The 17,814-nt window shown below is 71.9% G+C and carries 13 protein-coding genes and 3 pseudogenes; 9 read left to right on the forward strand and 7 right to left on the reverse strand.

Annotation, left to right across the window (positions count from 1 at the left end; translation table 11 throughout):
- The 7 genes from CCN72_RS19745 to CCN72_RS19775 all read left to right on the forward strand — a co-directional run.
- Nucleotides 1-800, forward strand: an 800-nt coding sequence (locus CCN72_RS19745; RefSeq protein WP_086808663.1) for an SDR family oxidoreductase, incomplete at its 5' end; no start/stop codon positions are given.
- The gene (locus tag CCN72_RS19750) at nucleotides 797-1,339 is read left to right on the forward strand and encodes an NUDIX domain-containing protein (RefSeq protein ID WP_244174332.1); all 543 of its coding nucleotides are present in this window, start codon (nucleotides 797-799) and stop codon (nucleotides 1,337-1,339) included. The genes CCN72_RS19745 and CCN72_RS19750, both read left to right, overlap by 4 nt.
- Nucleotides 1,339-2,136 (forward strand): HAD family hydrolase, encoded by a 798-nt coding sequence (locus CCN72_RS19755; RefSeq protein WP_086808664.1) that lies wholly within the window; start codon nucleotides 1,339-1,341, stop codon nucleotides 2,134-2,136. The genes CCN72_RS19750 and CCN72_RS19755 overlap by 1 nt, the downstream gene beginning before the upstream one ends.
- A 128-nt stretch (nucleotides 2,137-2,264) precedes the next feature.
- The gene (locus CCN72_RS19760; protein WP_086808665.1) at nucleotides 2,265-3,200 is read left to right on the forward strand and encodes an adenosine kinase; all 936 of its coding nucleotides are present in this window, start codon (nucleotides 2,265-2,267) and stop codon (nucleotides 3,198-3,200) included.
- Entirely contained in the window at nucleotides 3,197-4,693 is a 1,497-nt protein-coding gene (locus CCN72_RS19765; RefSeq protein ID WP_086808666.1) for a GMC family oxidoreductase, read from the forward strand. The genes CCN72_RS19760 and CCN72_RS19765 overlap by 4 nt, the downstream gene beginning before the upstream one ends.
- Nucleotides 4,690-5,649, forward strand: a complete 960-nt coding sequence (locus tag CCN72_RS19770; RefSeq protein WP_244174333.1) for an aldo/keto reductase — start codon at nucleotides 4,690-4,692, stop codon at nucleotides 5,647-5,649. Before CCN72_RS19765 ends, CCN72_RS19770 begins: the two co-directional genes overlap by 4 nt.
- Nucleotides 5,650-5,802: 153 nt before the next feature.
- Nucleotides 5,803-7,827 (forward strand): radical SAM protein, encoded by a 2,025-nt coding sequence (locus tag CCN72_RS19775; protein WP_158101377.1) that lies wholly within the window; start codon nucleotides 5,803-5,805, stop codon nucleotides 7,825-7,827.
- Nucleotides 7,828-7,899: 72 nt separating this feature from the next.
- Here the strand turns inward: CCN72_RS19775 and CCN72_RS19780 are convergent, their stop codons facing one another.
- Nucleotides 7,900-8,667, reverse strand: coding sequence for an SDR family NAD(P)-dependent oxidoreductase (locus CCN72_RS19780; RefSeq protein ID WP_086808668.1), 768 nt, complete (start codon nucleotides 8,665-8,667; stop codon nucleotides 7,900-7,902).
- Between the two features lie 184 nt (nucleotides 8,668-8,851).
- On the opposite strand from CCN72_RS19780, the pseudogene CCN72_RS19785 reads away from it, so the two are divergent.
- Nucleotides 8,852-9,175: pseudogene (locus CCN72_RS19785) on the forward strand (carbonyl reductase); the annotation flags it as partial.
- Here the strand turns inward: CCN72_RS19785 and CCN72_RS40665 are convergent.
- The 3 genes and pseudogenes from CCN72_RS40665 to CCN72_RS19795 form a co-directional block, all read right to left on the reverse strand.
- Nucleotides 9,165-10,727 (reverse strand): annotated as a pseudogene (locus tag CCN72_RS40665) (response regulator); the annotation flags it as partial. The pseudogenes CCN72_RS19785 and CCN72_RS40665 overlap by 11 nt on opposite strands.
- A 60-nt stretch (nucleotides 10,728-10,787) precedes the next feature.
- Nucleotides 10,788-12,557, reverse strand: a pseudogene (locus CCN72_RS41550) (serine protease); the annotation flags it as partial.
- A gap of 5 nt (nucleotides 12,558-12,562) precedes the next feature.
- Complete coding sequence (locus CCN72_RS19795) at nucleotides 12,563-12,892, reverse strand: CU044_2847 family protein (RefSeq protein WP_086808683.1); 330 nt, start codon at nucleotides 12,890-12,892, stop codon at nucleotides 12,563-12,565.
- Between the two features lie 186 nt (nucleotides 12,893-13,078).
- On the opposite strand from CCN72_RS19795, the gene CCN72_RS19800 reads away from it, so the two are divergent.
- Nucleotides 13,079-13,642: a GNAT family N-acetyltransferase gene (locus CCN72_RS19800; RefSeq protein WP_086808684.1), complete on the forward strand. Its 564-nt coding sequence runs from the start codon at nucleotides 13,079-13,081 to the stop codon at nucleotides 13,640-13,642.
- Between the two features lie 94 nt (nucleotides 13,643-13,736).
- On the opposite strand, the gene CCN72_RS19805 is transcribed toward CCN72_RS19800, so the two are convergent.
- The 3 genes from CCN72_RS19805 to CCN72_RS19815 form a co-directional block, all read right to left on the reverse strand.
- On the reverse strand, nucleotides 13,737-15,998 hold the full coding sequence (locus CCN72_RS19805; protein WP_086808670.1) for an excinuclease ABC subunit UvrA: 2,262 nt from the start codon (nucleotides 15,996-15,998) through the stop codon (nucleotides 13,737-13,739).
- Between the two features lie 73 nt (nucleotides 15,999-16,071).
- Nucleotides 16,072-16,839, reverse strand: a complete 768-nt coding sequence (locus CCN72_RS19810; protein ID WP_086808671.1) for an ABC transporter permease — start codon at nucleotides 16,837-16,839, stop codon at nucleotides 16,072-16,074.
- Nucleotides 16,829-17,812, reverse strand: a complete 984-nt coding sequence (locus CCN72_RS19815) for an ATP-binding cassette domain-containing protein (protein WP_086808672.1) — start codon at nucleotides 17,810-17,812, stop codon at nucleotides 16,829-16,831. The genes CCN72_RS19810 and CCN72_RS19815 overlap by 11 nt, the downstream gene beginning before the upstream one ends.
- Nucleotides 17,813-17,814: the final 2 nt, after the last annotated feature.

A 17,814-nucleotide genomic window follows, 5' to 3' on the forward strand; every position in this document is an offset into this window, starting at 1 on the left:
CCTCCCGCACCCCGCCCCCCGAGGGCACCGCGCCCTGGGTGCGGCTCGACGCCACCGACGTGGACGCCTGCGCACAGGTGGTCGAGTCGGTGCGGCCGGACCGGCTGGTGCTGGTGCACGGCCCCTCCGATGTGACCTGGTGCGAGGCCGACCCCGAGCGCGCGATCGCGCTGCACAGCGCTGCGGCCCGCCATCTGACGGCGGCCGCGCGGGGCCGTCGTACCGTGCTGATCTCCACGGACAACGTCTTCGACGGCAGCGGCCCCGACAACGACGAGGCCACCTCGACGGCTCCCGCGAACGCCTACGGGCGGGCCAAGCTGGCCGCCGAGCGGATCGTGGGCGCGGCCCCCGACGCCACCGTGCTGCGGGTGAGCCTGGTCTACGGCTGGGAGCCCGCGGACTGCGCCAAGTGGCTGAACTTCTTCGCCGCCTGCGCCCATCGGCTGCGCGCGGGCGAGCAGGTGGAGGCGCCCCACGACCAGTGGACCACGCCGGTGCTGGTGGAGGACGTGGCCTCGGTGACCGCCGCCGTACTGGAGCCCGGAGCGCCCGGGTTGCTGCATCTCGGCGGCCCCGACCGGGTCTCGCGGGCCGAGTGGGCGACGGCGATCGCCGACGGTCTTGGCGTGCCCAGGACACGGGTGACCCCGGTGCCCCGGGCCGCGGGACGGTACGCGAGCCGGCCCGCCCACACCTGTCTGACCAGCACCCTCCTGGACGAGGTGCTGCGCCGGCACGGGCTGCGGGTGCGCGGTGTCGCCGAGGGCGTCCGCACCCTGCTGGAGGCCGCGCCGTGATCCGTACCGTCAGTTCCCGCGAGGTCTACCGCAACGCGTGGATGAGCGTCCGGGAGGACGACATCCGGCGCCCCGACGGCAGCGAGGGCGTGTACGGGGTCGTGGACAAGCCGGACTACGCCCTGGTGATCCCCCGGGACGCGGACGGCGCCCTGCATCTGGTCGAGCAGTACCGCTACCCGGTCGCGGGCCGCTACTGGGAGTTCCCGCAGGGCTCCTGGCCCGCCGGGCACGCGGGCGCGCCACCGCTCGAACTGGCCCGCGCCGAACTGCGCGAGGAGACCGGGCTGCGGGCCGCCCGGATGACGTACCTGGGCATGGTGCATGTCGCCTACGGCTATGCCAGCCAGGGCTGCAACGTCTTCCTCGCCGAGGAGTTGACGCAGGGCCCGCCCGAACGCGAGGCCACCGAAGCGGACATGCGCCAGTGCCGGGCGGCTCCGGCCGAGTGGCGCGACCTCGTCCGCGCCGGGCGGATCACGGACGCGGCGACCCTGGCCGCGTACACCCTGCTGGGTCTGCACCGGGGCGGGTCCTGATGACGCCCCGGTACTCGGTCGTCGCCACCGACCTCGACGGCACCCTGCTGCGCGGCGACCTCACCGTCTCCCCGCGCACCAGGGCCGCGCTCACCCGGGCCACCGCCCGCGGCGCCCGGCACCTGGTGGTGACCGGCCGGCCGGCCGCGGGCTGCCGGAGCCTGCTGGCCCCGCTCGGCTACCGGGGGCTCGCGATCTGCGGGCAGGGGGCGCAGCTGTACGACGTCGGCGCCGACCGGCTGCTGTCCTCGGCGACCCTCGACCGGGACGTCGTACGGGCGCTGGTGGCACGGATCGCGGAGGCGGCGGGCCCCCTCGCGCTCGGCGTGGTGACGGCGGGGCTGGCCGGGGAGTTCCTGGTCACGCCGGGTTTCGGCGAGCGGGTGCGGCACGGCTGGCGGCTGGTCGAGGATGCGGCGGGACTGTGGGCGCGGCCGGTGGAGAAGGTCCTCATCCGCAGCCGGACGCTGGACGACGACTCCCTCGCCGCGCTGGCGCTCTCCGTGTGCGCCGGGCTGATCGGGGTCACCCATTCCGGTGAGGGCATGGTCGAGCTGCTGCCCGACGGGGTGGACAAGGCGAGCGGTCTCGCCGCGGCCGGGCGGCGACTGGGCTTCGACGCCGCCCACACGGTCGCGTTCGGGGACATGCCCAACGACATCCCGATGCTCGCCTGGGCCGGGCACGGCGTCGCGATGGGCAACGCCCACCCCGAACTCAGGCGCCACGCCGACGAGATCGCGCCCGGCAACGAGGAGGACGGCGTCGCGGCCGTCCTTGAACGCCTGTTCCCCTGAACGCACGCCCTGCGCCGACCCCACTCGCTGGTGCAACTTGCTGAAAATTGCTGCAAGTTCTTGCCAGCCGGGTGGGCGACTGCTTGACTCACCAACCCGAGCGACGCGAGAGAAACGAGCCGACTGCCATGACCACCGAGACCGACGTCCTCGTCCTGGGCGGCGCGGGCGTGGACACCGTCGTCCATGTGCCGGAACTGCCGGTCCCCTACGCCGACAGCTACATGATCCGGCCGGGCATCGTGACCCGCGCCGGGCAGAGCGGCGACTTCGTCGCGCTCGGGGTCAGCGCCCTGGGTCTGCGCGCCCACCACATCGACCTGGTCGGCGCCGACCCGGAGGGCGATCTGGTGCGCGCGCTGCACCGGGACCGGGGCATCCCGCTCACCGATGTGCCCTCGGCCGCCGGCACCAAGCGCGCGGTCAACCTGGTCGGCCCGGACGGGCGCCGGCTGTCCCTGTACGACGACACCCGCAGCCAGGAGTCCGACCGGCTGCCCGAGGACACCCTGCGCGCCCTCGCCGCGAGCAGCCGGCACGCGCACGTGGTCATCACCCACCCCTGTTCGTACGCCCTGCCGCTGCTGCGTGAGGCCGGGCTGACCGTCTCGACGGACCTGCACAACTGGGACGGCGTCAACCCGTACCACGAGCCCTTCGCGCTCGCCGCCGACCTGGTCTTCCTGTCCACCACGGCGCTGGCCGACCCGGAGCACACCATGCGGGACATCGCGGCGCGCGGCCGGGCCCGGATCGTCGTGGCCACCGCGGGCGCCGAGGGCGCCCACCTGCTGGTCGACGGCGAGCTGACCCAGGTGCCCGCCGTCGCCCCGCCGGAGCCCGTCGTGGACTCCAACGGCGCGGGCGACGCCTTCGCCGCCGCCTTCCTGCTGGGCTGGCTGGACGGCCTGGACCCGCTGCACTGCGCCCGCTACGGCGCGATCGCGGGCGCCCACGCCTGCACCGTGCCCTCGACGCGCGCCGACGCCATCTCGCGGGACCAACTCCTCGCCCGGGTCGCCGAGTCGGACGCCGACGAGCAGGCCGCCAAGGTGAGCGGATGAGTCCTGTCATAAGCCACCACGACGTGCTGGTGCTCGGCGGCGGGGTGGCGGGCTGTGTGCTCGCCGCGCGGCTCAGCGAGGACCCCGCGCGCACGGTGTGCCTGGTGGAGGCCGGACCCGACCACGGCCCGGACCCGGACGACTGGCCGCGCTCGCTGCGCGACGCGCACGCCCTGCCCCGCGACCACATGTGGGAGCGCGGGGTCGCCGTGCACCGGCTGCGCGCCCGGGTCCTCGGTGGCTCCTCCTGCGTCAACGGCTGCTGGCACACCTGGGGTTCGGCCGCCGACCACGAAGAGTGGACCCGGGCCGGCGGCCCCCGCTGGTCGGCCGCCGCCATGGCGCCGTACCGGGAGCGGGCCGTCACGGCCATGCGGCTACGGCCCGTACCGGAGCGGGAGTTCAGCGTCTGGGCGCGCGCGGCGCTCGCCGGTGCCCGTGAACTCGGGTACGCGGACGTGGACATGGGCGCCCCGGGCGCGCCCGGCTGCGGCACCCCGCTGCTCAACGCGCTCGACGGGCTGCGCTGGAACGCGGCCTTCGGCTATCTCGGCCCGGCCCGCTCCCGCGCCAACCTGACCGTCCTCGGCGGCACGACGGCGGACCGGCTGGTGCTGGACGGCGGCCGGGTCGTCGGCGCCGAGGTCGTCAGGGACGGGCGGCGCGAGACGCTGACCGCCGACACCTACGTCCTCGCCTGCGGCACCTTCGGCTCGCCCGGACTGCTGCTGCGCAGCGGCATCGGCCCCGCGGACGAGCTGCGCGCGCGGGGCCTGCGGGCCGAGGTGGACCTGCCGGGCGTCGGCGCCAACCTGTCCGATCAGCCCGGTGTGTTCGTCCCCCTCGCCCCGACCCCGGACCTCAACGCGGCGCTGGCCGCGCGGGAGAAGGCGGGCGAGCTGTACGTCAGCCGGATGCTGATCCGGGCGGCCAGCACGCACTGCCCGACGGACGGCTGGGACCTGCACATCCTGCCCTCCGCCGGGGACCCGCTCTTCGGGAGCCTGCCGCCGGGCGAGTACGAGGCCGGGATCTCCGCGTTCCTGATGAAGCCCGCCTCCCGGGGCCGGGTCCGGCTGCGCTCGGCCGACCCCGCCGAACCCCTCGACATCGACGCCGGGTTCCTCACCGACCCGGACGGCCGGGACGCGGCCGTGCTGCGGGAGGGCCTGGAGATCGTCGAACGGCTCGCCGCCACCTCGGCGCTCGCCCCGCTGGCCGGCACCCCCTCCGATGCCCCCGCGTCCAAGCTGACCGACGCCGAACTCCGCGCCCGGCTCGGCACCTACTGGCACCCCGTCGGCACCTGCGCCATGGGCCCCGCAGCCGACCCGCTGGCGGTCACCGACGGCACGGGCCGGGTGCACGGCGTGCCCAATCTGCGCGTCGCCGACGCCTCCGTGCTCCCCTCCGTCCCCGCGGCCAACACCCAGCTCCCGGTGCTCGCCGCCGCCGAACTGCTCGCCGACGCCCTGAAGGAGGCGGCCCGTTGACGACCGTATCCACCGATCCCGCCGCCCGCGCTCCCGAGGCGCGGCTCATCTACGGCTGCATGGGGCTCGGCGGCGGCTGGGACCGGGCGCCGTACACCGCCGAGGACGTCGACCGGGCGCAGGCCGCCGTGGAGACCGCGCTGGAGTGCGGGATCACCGTGTTCGACCTCGCGGACATCTACCGGTTCGGCACCTCGGAGTCCGTGTTCGGCGAGGTCCTGGCCCGGACGCCGGGGCTGCGGGAGCGGATCACCGTGCAGACCAAGTGCGGCATCCGGCTCGCCGAGGGGGACCGGCCGGGCCTCTACGACCTGCGCGGGGACTCGATACTGCGCCGGGTCGAGGAGAGCCTCGCCCGGCTGCGCACCGAGGTGATCGACACCCTGCTGCTGCACCGCCCCGACCCGCTGACCGGCCCCGACGAGATCGCCGCCGCCCTGCGCGAACTGCACCGGCAGGGCCTGGTGCGCCGCTTCGGCGTCTCCAACATGAGCGCCGCGCAGCTCGCGCAGCTCCAGTCCCGGCTGGAACTCCCGCTGGTGGCCAACCAGTTGGAGATGAGCCTGGCCCGGCGCGACTGGGTCGAGGCGGGGGTGCTGCTCAACACCTCGGCGGCCACGTCCAACGGCTTCCCCGAGGGGACCCTCGAAGCGTGCGTCGACCGGGGGATCCAGCTCCAGGCGTGGGGCGCGCTGGCCCGTGGCCGCTACACCGGGGACGCCGGCTCCCCCACCGCCGAGCTGCTGCGCCGGCTTGCCCGGAGCAAGGACACCACGCCCGAGACGGTCCTGCTGTGGTGGCTGGCCCGCCATCCCGCCGGCATCGTCCCGGTGATCGGCACCAGCCGCCCCGACCGGATCCGCGCCTGCCGGGACGCGGCACTGCGCGCACCGGACCTCACGCACGAGGAGTGGTACGAGCTGTGGATCACGGCGCGGGGCACCCCGCTGCCCTGACCCACCAGCCCCTGGGAGCCGCCCCCCTCAGGGGTCCGGCTCCCCCCTCAGATGTCCGGCCCCGCCCCAGGGCCCGGCGCCACCGCACCGGTGCCCCTGCCGGGGACCTCTCGCCCGCTCTCCCCCGCCCTGCCGACCGACGGAGTACCGACCGTGACCGCGAGCACCACCACCGACCGGGGCCGGCTGACCTCGGCCCGCTTCTACATCACCTTCCGCTGCAACTCGCTCTGCGGCTACTGCAACGTCTGGCAGGACGACAAGTTCAAGGGCTACGAGGAACTCACCCTGGAGCGGGGCCGCCAGATCCTGGACGAGCTGTACGAACTCGGGGTGCGCTACGTCGACTTCACCGGCGGCGAGCCGGTGCTGCACCCGCACATCGACGGCATCGTGCAGCACGCCAAGTCGCTCGGCATGGCCGTGGAGATCACCAGCAACGGCATCCGCTTCGCCCAGCACATCGAGGCGATCGTGCCCCACGTCGACACCATGAACGTCTCCCTGGACACCCTGCGACCCGACCGCTACCGGCAGATCCGGGGCGTGCCCACCCTGGACCGGGCCCTCGACGTCATCCAGAAGGTCATCGCCACCGGCAGCGGCAACCTCAAGCTGATCTGCGTGGTGACCCGGGAGAACGTGGACGAGATACCGGACCTGCTGCGCTTCGCGCACGAGAACCGGACCACCGTCTACTTCTCCGGGATGTTCGAGTACTTCGACGAGCAGGACACCGTCCGCGACACCAACCGGACCGCCCGCAAGCTGAAGCTGATCGAGCAGAACGGCAAGCCGCTCGCCGACGCCACGGCGGGCCGCGCCGGACGGATGGACGCGTCGGAACCGACCGGCGGCCCGATCGCCGAGCAGCTGATACGGCTGCTGCATCAGCCGTACGCACTGGTCAACCTGCACTTCCGCAAGTACATGGAGACCCTGGACCCGACCGCGCCCACCGACTGCTACGCCAACAAGCGGATTCTGACGGTCGGCCCCGACGGGCGCCTGGTCCTGCCCTGCTACCACGCCTTCGACAACTCGGTCGCCTGGGACCGCCCGCTGCGCGAACTGGTCGAGGACCCCGAGTTCCTGCGGGTACGCGACGAGGAGGTCGGCCACCGCTCGGAGTGCCGCAGCTGCACCGTCTTCCCGTACATCGGGCTGTCGTTCAGCCACCGCTTCGACAAGGTCTTCCTCTACCAGGCTCTGTCGGAGGAGATCGCCAAGGTCAAACGGCAGTTCACCGACCCGCTCTTCCCGCGCCTGCCGCTCGACCTCGATCGACTCCACTCCCGCTACGCGGAGTTGGAGCATCTGATCGACCAGGTGCTGCCCACGCCCCGGCCTCCGGAGTCCGCCGACCACTTCTACCGCTTCGAGACCACCGGCACCGGGGTGCGCTCCGAGTTCGCCGCCGGGGAGCTGAGCGTCGCCGAGCTGATCGGGGACTACGCGCACGGCGAGTGCTGGGGCATCCAGCGCTCCCCGCACACCTGGATCCGCCTCGTCTACCGCGAGCTGGTCCCGGCCCTGCGCGAGCTGCTGCCGCAGGAGGCGTACGAGTCGGTGGTCGCCGAGCTGTACGAGGTCCAACTCGCCTGGTGGTACGCCTACTTGACGCGCTACTACCGGGGCGCCGACCAGCTCGACGGCACGGCCGCGGAGAAGACCGTCGCCGGGTTCCTCACCCGCACCGGCGCCCTGCTGCCCGACGCGCCCGCCGCGACCCGGGTCCGTGAGGTGCTGCTGCACGCGGGCTGCGTCCTCGGCCTGTCCCCCGAGACCCTGGCCCCGCTCGCCGTACGCACCCCCTTCCCCGAGGCCGCCCTCATCGCCAAGCACCTGCTGCTGATCGCCCTGGACGCCGAACTCCCACGCTACGCCGAGCTGTTGCCGGAGGAGGCCGCCGAGCCCCTGCGCCGGGCGCCGTTCACCCCGCCCACCGGGGACGTGCCCCCGCTGGACCCGGAGACGGCCCGCCTGCTGGGCCAGGACCCCCTCCCTGCCACCGTCGACGAGGCCACGGCGGAGAAGCTGATCGCCGCGGTGACCGCCCTCGCCCCCGAGGACCGCGAGGGCCTCGCCGCCCGCCTCCTCACCCATGAACTGCGCACCCCGGACGCCGTACGCCGCCGGGGCGCGGAGCTGAGGTCGCGGGGGACGGCCACCGGCTGAACCGGCGAGTCGGTGAATCGACTGGGGTCGACGGATCGATAGGGGTCGACGGGAGGGCCGAAGGGCGGCGGGTCAGGTGCCGGAGAAGAGCGGCCCTCCCGCCATCAGGCCCCCGTCCAGGGTGAGGGTCTGGCCGGTGATGTACGACGCCCGGTCGGAACCGAGGAAGAGCACGGCGTCGGCCACCTCCTCCGGGGTGCCCGGCCGGTGCAGGGGCAGCACGGAGTTCACCGCCTCGCGCGTCCGGTCGTCCCCGGTGACCCGCTCGTACATCCCGGTCCGGGTGAACCCGGGGGCGACCGCGTTCACCCGGATGCCGTGCGCGGCGCCTTCGAGGGCGGCCGCCTTGGTGATGCCGATGACGGCGTGCTTGCTGCCGGCGTACACGGCGACCTCCGGGTAGCCCATCCGGCCGTACACGCTGCTGACATTGACGATGCTGCCGCCGCCGTGCTCCCGCATGGCGCGGAACTCGTGCTTCAGGCTCAGCAGGGTGCCCTTGACGTTGGTGTCGAAGGTGGCCGCGTAGTCGTCGTCCGTGACGGCGGTGATCGGGGCGGACCGTCCCTCGGTGCCGGCGTTGTTGAGGGCGACGTCGATCCGGCCGAAGCGGTCGACGGCCTGGTCGACGAGGTCGCTGACGTCCTCCTCCAGGCGCACATCGGCCTGGACGAACAGGGCCCGGCCGCCCAGTCCTTCGAGTTCCCCGGTGAGTTCCTTGCCGGGATCCGGGTGCCGGCCCGAGACCACGACGTCGGCGCCCTGCCGGGCGTAGGCCAGCGCGGTGGCGCGCCCGATTCCGCTGAGCGCGCCGGTGATGACGACCACGGGAGCTGGCATGGGGTGAGTCCTCTCTCGGCCTCTCCGGGCCGCTGCGGACGGTGGACCGTGGCGAAGCGTAGAAGCGCGTGGGGGACAAAACGCGCACACCTCGCGGCCGACTGACCCGGACAGCGCACACTTGTACCAAGAAAATCGCACATACTGCCTATGCCCTGCTCTGGTCGGGCACATGGTGATGACGATCCTGCGCCGCTTCGGCCCCGTGCTGCGCCCGGGCGGGAGGCTGCTCGTCGTGACGAGCGGCCCCGGCACCCTCGGCCGTCTGGACCCACGGCCGCATCACCTGTTCGACGGCGCGAGCCTCGACCAGGTGGAGAGTGTCGCCGCGTCCTTGCGCGCCGCCGTACACACCCGCACCGCCGAGGCCGCATCGGCCGTGCTGGACGTCGTCCTCGACGAGCACGTCGACCCCTGTCTGTACGGCGAGTCGATCCACTTCGGCGAGCCGCTGGACCGGCACGGGGGCGTGCCGCCGGTCGAACAGGACCGACCGCTCACCCCGTGAACCGGCCGCCCGCACCGCCCTGTTGGGGGTGGGGCGGGTCTTCCTCCAGCCAGCGCCGGATGTTGGCGAGCAGGTGCTGGGAGTCGACCGGCTTCGTCATGAAGTCGGAGGCTCCGGAGGCGAGCGCCTTCTCGGCGTCCGCCTTCATCGCGTGCGCGCTCAGCATGATGATCGGCAGTCTGCTGAACTGCGGCATCGACCGGATCGCCTTGACGGCCGCGTGTCCGTCCATATGGGGCATGGCGATGTCCATCAGGACGAGCGAGGTGTCGGCGTTCCGCTCAAGGACTTCGATGCCTTCCCTGCCGTCCTCGGCGTACACCACATTCACGTGGTGGGCCTCCAGCACCGTAGCGAGCGCGAACACGGTGCGGATGTCGTCGTCGACGATCAGAACCTTCTCGCCGCTCAACGCGCCGGTACGGTGGGGTCGGGGGCCGATCGCCGTAGCGCCCCTTCGGGGCAGCGGGGTCGTCGCGACAGGCGCATGGCTCCCCGGGTCGGGCGCCAGGGCGCGCAGCGGCAGGAAAAAGGTGAACGCCGAGCCTCGGCTCGGCTCACTCGTCACGAAGATCTCGCCCCCGAGCAGCCGGGCGATCTCCCGGCTGATCGACAGGCCCAGACCCGTACCGCCGAATTTGCGGTTCGTCGTGGCGCCTTGTTTGACCAGCTCGAACACGGACTCCAGCTTGTCCGGAGCGATGCCGATACCGGTGTCGGTCACCGAGAACGCGATCACCGCCTCGTCCTGCGCACGGAGCTGCCCCGTCTCCAGGAACTGCTCCCGGATCGGCTCCGGCAGATCCGCGCCCGCCCACCGGATCACCAGCTCCACCGCGCCGACGTCGGTGAACTTCACCGCGTTCGACAGCAGGTTGCGCAGGACCTGGAGGAGCCGCTGTTCATCGGTGCGGAAGGTGGCGGGCAGTTCGGGCGAGACCCGCACCGAGAAGTCGAGCGCCTTCTCCTCCATCAGCGGCCGGAACAGCGCCTCCAGATGGTCGACCACTTGGACCAGCGCGATCCGCGTCGGTGACAGCTCCATCTTCCCGGCGTCCACCATGGACAGGTCAAGGAGATCATTGAGCAGGTGGAGCAGGTCGGAGCCGGCCCCGTGAATGGTCTCCGCGTATTCGACCTGCAAGGGCGTCAGATTCGCGCCGGCGTTGTCGGCCAGCAGCTTGGCCAGGATCAGCAGTGAGCTGAGCGGGGTGCGCAGCTCATGGGACACATTGCCGAGGAACTCGGACATGTAGCGCATGGAGACCGCGAGCTGCTCGGCGCGTTCCTCCAGGACCTGCCGTGCCTCCTCCGTCTCCGTGTGCCTGAGCTCGATGTCGCGGTTCTGCCGGGCGAGCAGCTCGGAGCGCTCGCGCAGTTGCTCGGTCAACACCTGTGACTGGCTGAGCATTTCCTGGGTCCGCTGCTGCTGGAGTATCTCCGAGCTGCTGTGTTCGATCAGTTCGCGGACCGCTTCGGGGATGTCGGTGTGCCGTTCGCCGAGCCAGCGCTGTGCCTCGGCCACCCGGGTGGCGGACAGCAGGTCTCCCTCGCTCGCGCGTTCCTCCAGGACCGCGAGCCACTGCTGGAAGTCGGCGTCCTCGTCGACCCAGCCGGCCAGCCGCTTCCACTCGCGGATCAGTGCCTCGTGCGCGATCTCCGCGGTGTCGGCACCGCCCGGCCCGATCACGACGAGCCGGTGTTCCGGCTGTGCGAGGAGCTGTGCGATGAACCAGTCCCCGCCCAGATGGGCCCGGTGGGCGGTGACCCGGACGGCGCTCGCGGAACCGCCGCGGGCCCGGACCATGGACAGCAGGGCCCGGCGGATCCGCGGTTCGGGGAACTGCTCGGCCAGGAAGGTGTACACACTCTCCGCGTGCCGGTTCAGGGCTCCGGAGACGCCGTCGACGCTGTGGTAGCTGTCGAAGCTGATGTGGCGGTCCCGTTGCAGCGGCCACAGTTCCGTCAGGGCGAATTCGAGCAGGGGCAGGCTTCCGGCGGACTTGCTCGCCTCGCCTGCGATGGCCTCGGCGAGACCCGGGGTGAACGCCACGCCCGCGCGTCTCGCGGGCTCGACGATCACCGTGGTGAGCGCGTCCTCGTCCAGCGGGGACACGTTCAGCTGGCGGTCCTGGAACCGCGAGCCCACGTCGGGGAGTTCGAGGAGGTCGGGCAGGAAGTCCGCGCGGAGCGTGCAGACGAGTCTGACGTCGGGGCTCGGCAGGGAGTCGGCCGGCGGGAACAGGTGCCGCAGGAACGCCAGCCGCTCCCGCGCGTCCGCCCCACCGCTGAACACCTCTTCGAACTGGTCGCCGAGGAACACCAGGCGCTTGCCGGTGAGAACGGCCAGCCGCTCGGCGACCTTCCAGAAGCCCTCCTCGCGCAAGGAGGCGGCACGGGAACCCAGTTGGTCGAGGGTGTGGGGCGCGCCGGGGTGTTCCAGATCCAGGATGGCGCGCGCGACGGACTCGTACGGCGATGCCCCGGGCCGGAACGCGGCCGCCACCCAGCCCTCCTCCTCGAGCGCCGGCTGGAGGCCCGCGGCGACGAGCGAGGACTTGCCGACACCGGAGGGGCCGGTCACCATGGCGAGCGGCTGGGTCCGCACCATGTCCCGCAGGCGCTTGACCTCCCAGTCCCGGCCGACGAACAGACCGGCCTCCGCGTCCGCCGCGGTGAAGGCCTGCAGCCCGCGGTAGGGGCAGGGCGGCAGGACCTTACGGCCCAGGGCCTCGGGCCAGGCGGAGGCGATCTCGGGGAGCGGCACCGCGTAGGCGTCCGCCGCCGTGCCGTCCTTGCTCGCGATGGTGAGCATCCCCAGGACGGCGTCGCCCCAGCGGTCCTTGGCCACGACCGGCGATCCGCTGTAGCCCGGCTGCGCGCGCAACGCCGCCTCGCTGCCGGCGTCCAGCTGGATCAGCCCGCCGCCGACCGCGCCGCGCAGCACGCACGAGGTCCAGGCGCCGTTCACCCCGCGCGTGGGGGTGCGGGGATAGCCGAAGGCCGAGACGTCCGTGTCGCACGCCTGCGCGTCGAGCAGGCGCGCCGGGCCCGCTCTGGCGGGCAGTTCGTCCCCGCCGACGACGGTGAGACCGGCGACGTCGCGTCCTTCCGAGCCCGCTGTGGAGGGCGGATCCCAGGCGCTGATCCGGCAGTTGCGCACGGGGCCGCCCTCGGCGTCGCCCAGCAGCACGAACTCGACCTGGATCCGGGCGCCTTCGGGTGGCTCGCTCCGGTCGGGTCTCGGTCGTCCCAATGCCACGTTGACGACATGGGCACAGGTGACGATCCGCTTGTCACCGACCACGAAGCCGACCCCGACGGCCTCGTCCGAGGTCCCCCGCCGGACTTTGACGATGAACGCCTCGCGTGGTACCCGCATGCGGCTCAGGCGGGGCGACGCCAGACCATGCGGACGGCGAAGTTCACCTCTGCCGTCCCCTTGGCGATGATCACGCCGGTCTCCCCGCCCATCTTCAGCCCGAACTGGATCTCCACCTCCTGCGGCCCCAGGTCCCGCGTCGTCTCGACGACCCGCGCCAGCACGGGCCGCACCTGGTCCAGCGCCTCGGACACCGACACCCGCGCCCTGCCGACAAGGTCCCCACCGGCCGCGAGTTCGAGATCGGAGCCGGTGAGGTCACCGTCCACCTCGAAGACGGCGATGTCCTTGCCCTCGCCGTCCAGGGCCATCGTGACCAACTGGCCTTCCCCCACCGCGTCCTCCCCCGCCTTCCGGTGCCAGACCCCCTGACGCCGGACCACCCATCCTGGGACACGGAGCGCTTCCCGCGCAGCGATATGCGCGGGATCGGCCCGACCGGTGCCGTAGGTGGCCGGCGTACGACGGCGTCATGGAAAAGCCGTTGGGCGGCCCTGCCCGGCTCGGGCATGATCTGTTCCGTGGACATATATCTGGAGAGCGAGCGCCTGACTCTGCGCCGTTTCACGGCCGATGACGCCGACCTGCTGATCGAACTGGACAGCGACCCGGCCGTGATGCGCTATCTGAGCGGGGGCGAGGCGACCGCTCCGGAGATCGTCCGCGAACGCCAACTGCCGTTCATCGTCGCCGGTTACGAGAAGTGGGGCGGCGAGCTCGGGCTGTTCGCCGCGCACGAGAGGGACGGCGGGGCGTTCATCGGCTGGTTCTGCCTGCGCCCCGAGCCGGACGGCCCGCGCCACGAGGCCGAACTGGGGTACCGGCTGCGGCAGGCGGCCTGGGGCAAGGGGTACGCCACCGAGGGCTCACGGGCCCTGCTGCACAAGGGGTTCACCGAACTCGGCATGCGCACGATCTGGGCCGAGACGATGACCCTGAACCGCGGTTCGCGCAAGGTCATGGAGAAGCTCGGCATGACGCTCACGGACCACATCCCCACTCCCCCCGACATGCAGATGGTCGAGGGCGCGGAGCTCGGGGGTGTGCGGTACGAGATCACCGGGGAGCGGTGGCGGCAAGGCTGACCCGCCACGCGGCGCCGCCGCCACGGCGCTGAGCGGGTCCGCGGTGACCGCCCGCGCCGCGGAGGTGCGGCGACGGGCGGTCATCGGGGTCGCGTCAGACGCCCGAGAGGTCCCGGCGGAGGTACTCGGCGGTGTGCGAGCCGGTGGCCTTCAGGAGTTCGGCCGGGGTTCCCTCGAACAGGACCCGGCCACCGCCGCTGCCGCCCTCGGGGCCGAGGTCGATGATCCAGTCGGCGCTCTTGACGATGTCGAGGTTGTGCTCGATGACGATCACCGTGTTGCCCTGGTCGACGATGCGCTCCATGATGCCGAGGAGGCGCTGGGTGTCGGACATGTGCAGGCCGGTGGTGGGCTCGTCCATCACGTAGACGCTGCCCACGCGGTGCAGATCGGCGGCGAGTTTGAGGCGCTGGCACTCACCGCCGGACAGAGTGCTGAGCGGCTGGCCGAGTCCGATGTAGTCCAGACCCACCTCGGTCAGTGCCCGCAGTACCCGGCGGAGTCCGGGCTCGGTGAAGAAGTCCGCGGCCTCGGACGCCGTCATCGCCAGTACGTCACTGATCGACCGGCCGCGCAGCCGGTAGCCGAGGACGTCGTCGGAGAAGCGGCGGCCCTGGCAGACCTCGCAGACGGATTTCAGCGTCTCCAGGAACGCGAGGTCGGTGTACAGCACGCCGAGCCCCTGGCAGTTGGCGCAGGCGCCCTTGGAGTTCGCGCTGAACAGCGAGGCACTGACACCGTTGGCCTTGGCGAACAGCTTGCGGATCGGATCCAGCAGCCCGGTGTAGGTGGCGGTGTTGGAGCGCCGGCTGCCCGCCACCGCGGACTGGTCGATCACGACGGCGTCCGGATGCCGGCTCAGGAAGTCGTCGTTGACCAGGGAGCTCTTGCCTGATCCGGCCACTCCGGTGACCACGGTCAGGACACCGGTGGGGAAGTCGACCGTGACGTCCCTGAGGTTGTGGCTGTTCGCCCCGGTGACGGTGAGCGCTCCGGTGGGGCGGCGGGGCTCGGCCTTCACCGGCAGGCGGTGCCGCAGGTGGCGGCCGGTGAGGGTGTCGGCCTCGACGAGGCCGGTGAAACCGCCCTCGAAGACCACCTCGCCACCGAGCGTCCCGGCCTTCGGGCCCATGTCGATCACATGGTCCGCGATGGCCATGACGTCCGGGTCGTGCTCGACCACCAGCACGGTGTTTCCCTTGTCCCGCAGTTCGAGCAGGAGTTCCTTGAGCCGGTGCACGTCCCGTGGGTGCAGGCCGACGCTCGGTTCGTCGAAGACGTACAGCATCTCGGTCAGGCTGCTGGACAGATGGCGGACCATCTTGATCCGCTGCGACTCGCCGCCCGAGAGCGTGCGTGTCTCCCGGTCCAAGCTCAGATAGCCGAGCCCGATGCCGGTCAGATGCCGGAGTCGGGAGACCAGGTCGTCCAGGACCGGTTTCACGGCGGGCAGATCCAGTCCCGCCAGGACCTCGGCCAGCCGTCCGGCCTCCATCGAGGTGAGATCCGCGATGTGCCGGCCGGCGATCCGGCAGGCGCGGGCGGCGGGCGCGAGGCGGGTGCCCGCGCAGTCCGCGCAGGGGGCCGAGCGCACGAACCGCTGGAAGACCTGCCGGCCGCGCTCGGACATGTCCTCCTTCTTGATGTAGAGCCTGGTGAACTTGTCCGCCAGGCCCTCGTACTTGACGTTCAGTGTGTTGCCCTGCCAGTCCAGGCGGAGCTTGTGCGGCAACTCCCCGTGCAGCAGCAGGGACCACTCCCGCTCGGTGAAGTCGGCCAGCGGCTTGTCGTTGTCGAAGAGGCCGGACTTCACATAACTCAGCCAGTACCAGCTGTCGGTGGAGAAGTCGGGGTGCAGCAGCGCGCCCTGGCCGAGGGATCTGGTGCGGTCGACGAAGGCGTCGAGGTCGAGTTCCACGACCCGGCCCAGGCCCTCGCAGGCCGGGCACATGCCCTGGGGGTCGTTGAAGGAGAAGGCGCTGGGCGGCAGGCCGGCGGGGTCGCCCGCGCGGGAGAACAGCAGCCGCAGCAGCGGGTTGATGTCGGTGATGGTGCCCACGGTGGAACGCGGGTTGCCGCCCAGGCGTTTCTGGTCGATGACGACGGCGGCGGAGATGTTCTCGATGGCGTCCATGTCCGGACGGCCGTGGTCGGGCAGGAAGTTGCGGACGAAGGCGGAGAAGGTCTCGTTGAGCTGTCGCTGGGCCTCGGCGGCGATGGTGTCGAACACCAGGGAGGACTTGCCCGATCCGGACACGCCCGTGAAGACGGTCAGGCTCCGTTTCGGGATCCGCACCGAGACGTTCTTGAGGTTGTTCTCCCGCGCACCGGTCACCTTGATGGCGTCGGTACTCACATGTGCTCCTCGGATGGTACGGGTGGGGCTCCCCGAAGAGCCCCGGTCGTGGCCGGACGGGAAGTCGCGGCTGTCAGGCGTTCTCCTTCTGGAACGTCCGCGTGCCCCATACGAGGGCCAGGACGGCCATGCACAGCAGGACGAGGGAACCCGTCAGCAGCCCCGTCGAGCCCATGTCGCCCCGGAACGCGGCGCGTTCGGCGTCGACCACATGGGTCAGAGGGTTGATCCGGGCCAGGTTGTAGAGCCAGCCGGGGGCCAGTTGCCGGGTGACCGGCAGCAGCACCCCGGACAGCAGGAGCAGCGGCAGGAGCACGGCGTTCATCAGTGAGGGGAACGCGGCCTCGCTCTTGAGGATCAGCGCCAGCGCGTACGACCCCGAGGAGAGCGTGATGGCCAGCACCGCGGCGATCGCGAGGCTCAGCAGCATCCCGGACGCGGGCGCGTCGAGATCGAAGACGAGCAGTGTCACGAGCACGATCAGCGCCGACTGCGCGGTCGCCTGTACGGCCTGGGCCAGGACCTTTCCGAACAGCAGGGCCGACCGGCCGGCCGGGGTGCCGCGGAAGCGGTCGACCACGCCGACCCGGTACTCGGTGAGCAGGCCGACTCCGGCGAACGACCCGCTGAACAGGGCCGTCTGCACGATGAGCGCCGGGGTGAGCACCGCCCAGGCGTTGCCGGAGGGGAAGCCGGGGGTGTGGTCGACGACCGTCACCATGAGCGGTCCGAAGAGGAACAGATACAGCAGCGGCTGCATGATCCCGATGATCAGCCAGGTGGGATTGCGCAGGCACAGCTTCATGTCCCTGCTGAAGATCAGCCAGGTGTCACGCGGCATGGGTGGCCTCCAGAGCGGGGGTCGGTGCCTCGCCGTCGCGCAGGGAGCGCCCCGTCAGGCTGAGGAACACATCGTCGAGGGTGGGCCGGTTCACCTTGACCGCGGTCATGGTGATCCGCCGGCCGTCCAGGGCCCGCAGCAGCTCCGGCAGCACGGCGTCACCACGGGGCACCCGGAACCGCACGGTGTCGGCGACGACGGTGACCTCCCGCGCGTCGGGCAGGCGGCGCACCACTTCGGCGGCGTCGGTCACCTGGTCGGCGACGTCGACCGTGATCGAGTCACCGGCCACGCGGGCCTTGAGCTCGTCCGGGGTGCCCTCGGCGACGATCCTGCCGTCGTCCGTCACCAGGATCCGGTCGCACAGGGCGTCGGCCTCGTCGAGGTAGTGGGTGGTGAGGAAGACGGTCATGCCCTGTTCGGCGCGCATCCGGCGGACGTGGTCCCACAGGTTGGCCCGGCTCTGCGGATCGAGTCCGGAGGTGGGCTCGTCCAGGAACACCAGCTCGGGCTCGTGCACCAGCCCCAACGCGATGTCGAGCCGGCGTCGTTGGCCGCCAGAGAGGGTCTTGGCGGGGCGCTGGTCCAGGCCGGAGAGGTCGAGCCGCTCCGCCAGCAGTGCCCCGCGCCTGCGGGCTTCGGCCTTCGACAGGCCGTAGAGCCGGGCCTGGAGTTCGATCTCCTCCGCGACCTTGGACTCCGGCCAGGTGGAACCGCCCTGCGCCACATACCCGATCTTGCGCCGCACCCCCTTCGGGTCGGTCAGCAGGTCGCAGCCGGCCACCGTGCCCGAGCCGCGGGTGGGCCGCAGCAAGGTGGTCAGCATCCGTAAAGTCGTGGTCTTGCCCGCCCCGTTGGGGCCGAGGAACCCGACCAGTTCCCCCGCCGCGACATCGAAGTCGATGCCCTTCACCGCGTCGACGGTGCGCCCGCGAAGGGTGAACTGCCGGGCGAGGCCTCGCACTGTGATCATGA

The organism is Streptomyces murinus (genome assembly GCF_002154555.1).
GTDB classification, from domain to species: domain Bacteria; phylum Actinomycetota; class Actinomycetes; order Streptomycetales; family Streptomycetaceae; genus Streptomyces; species Streptomyces murinus.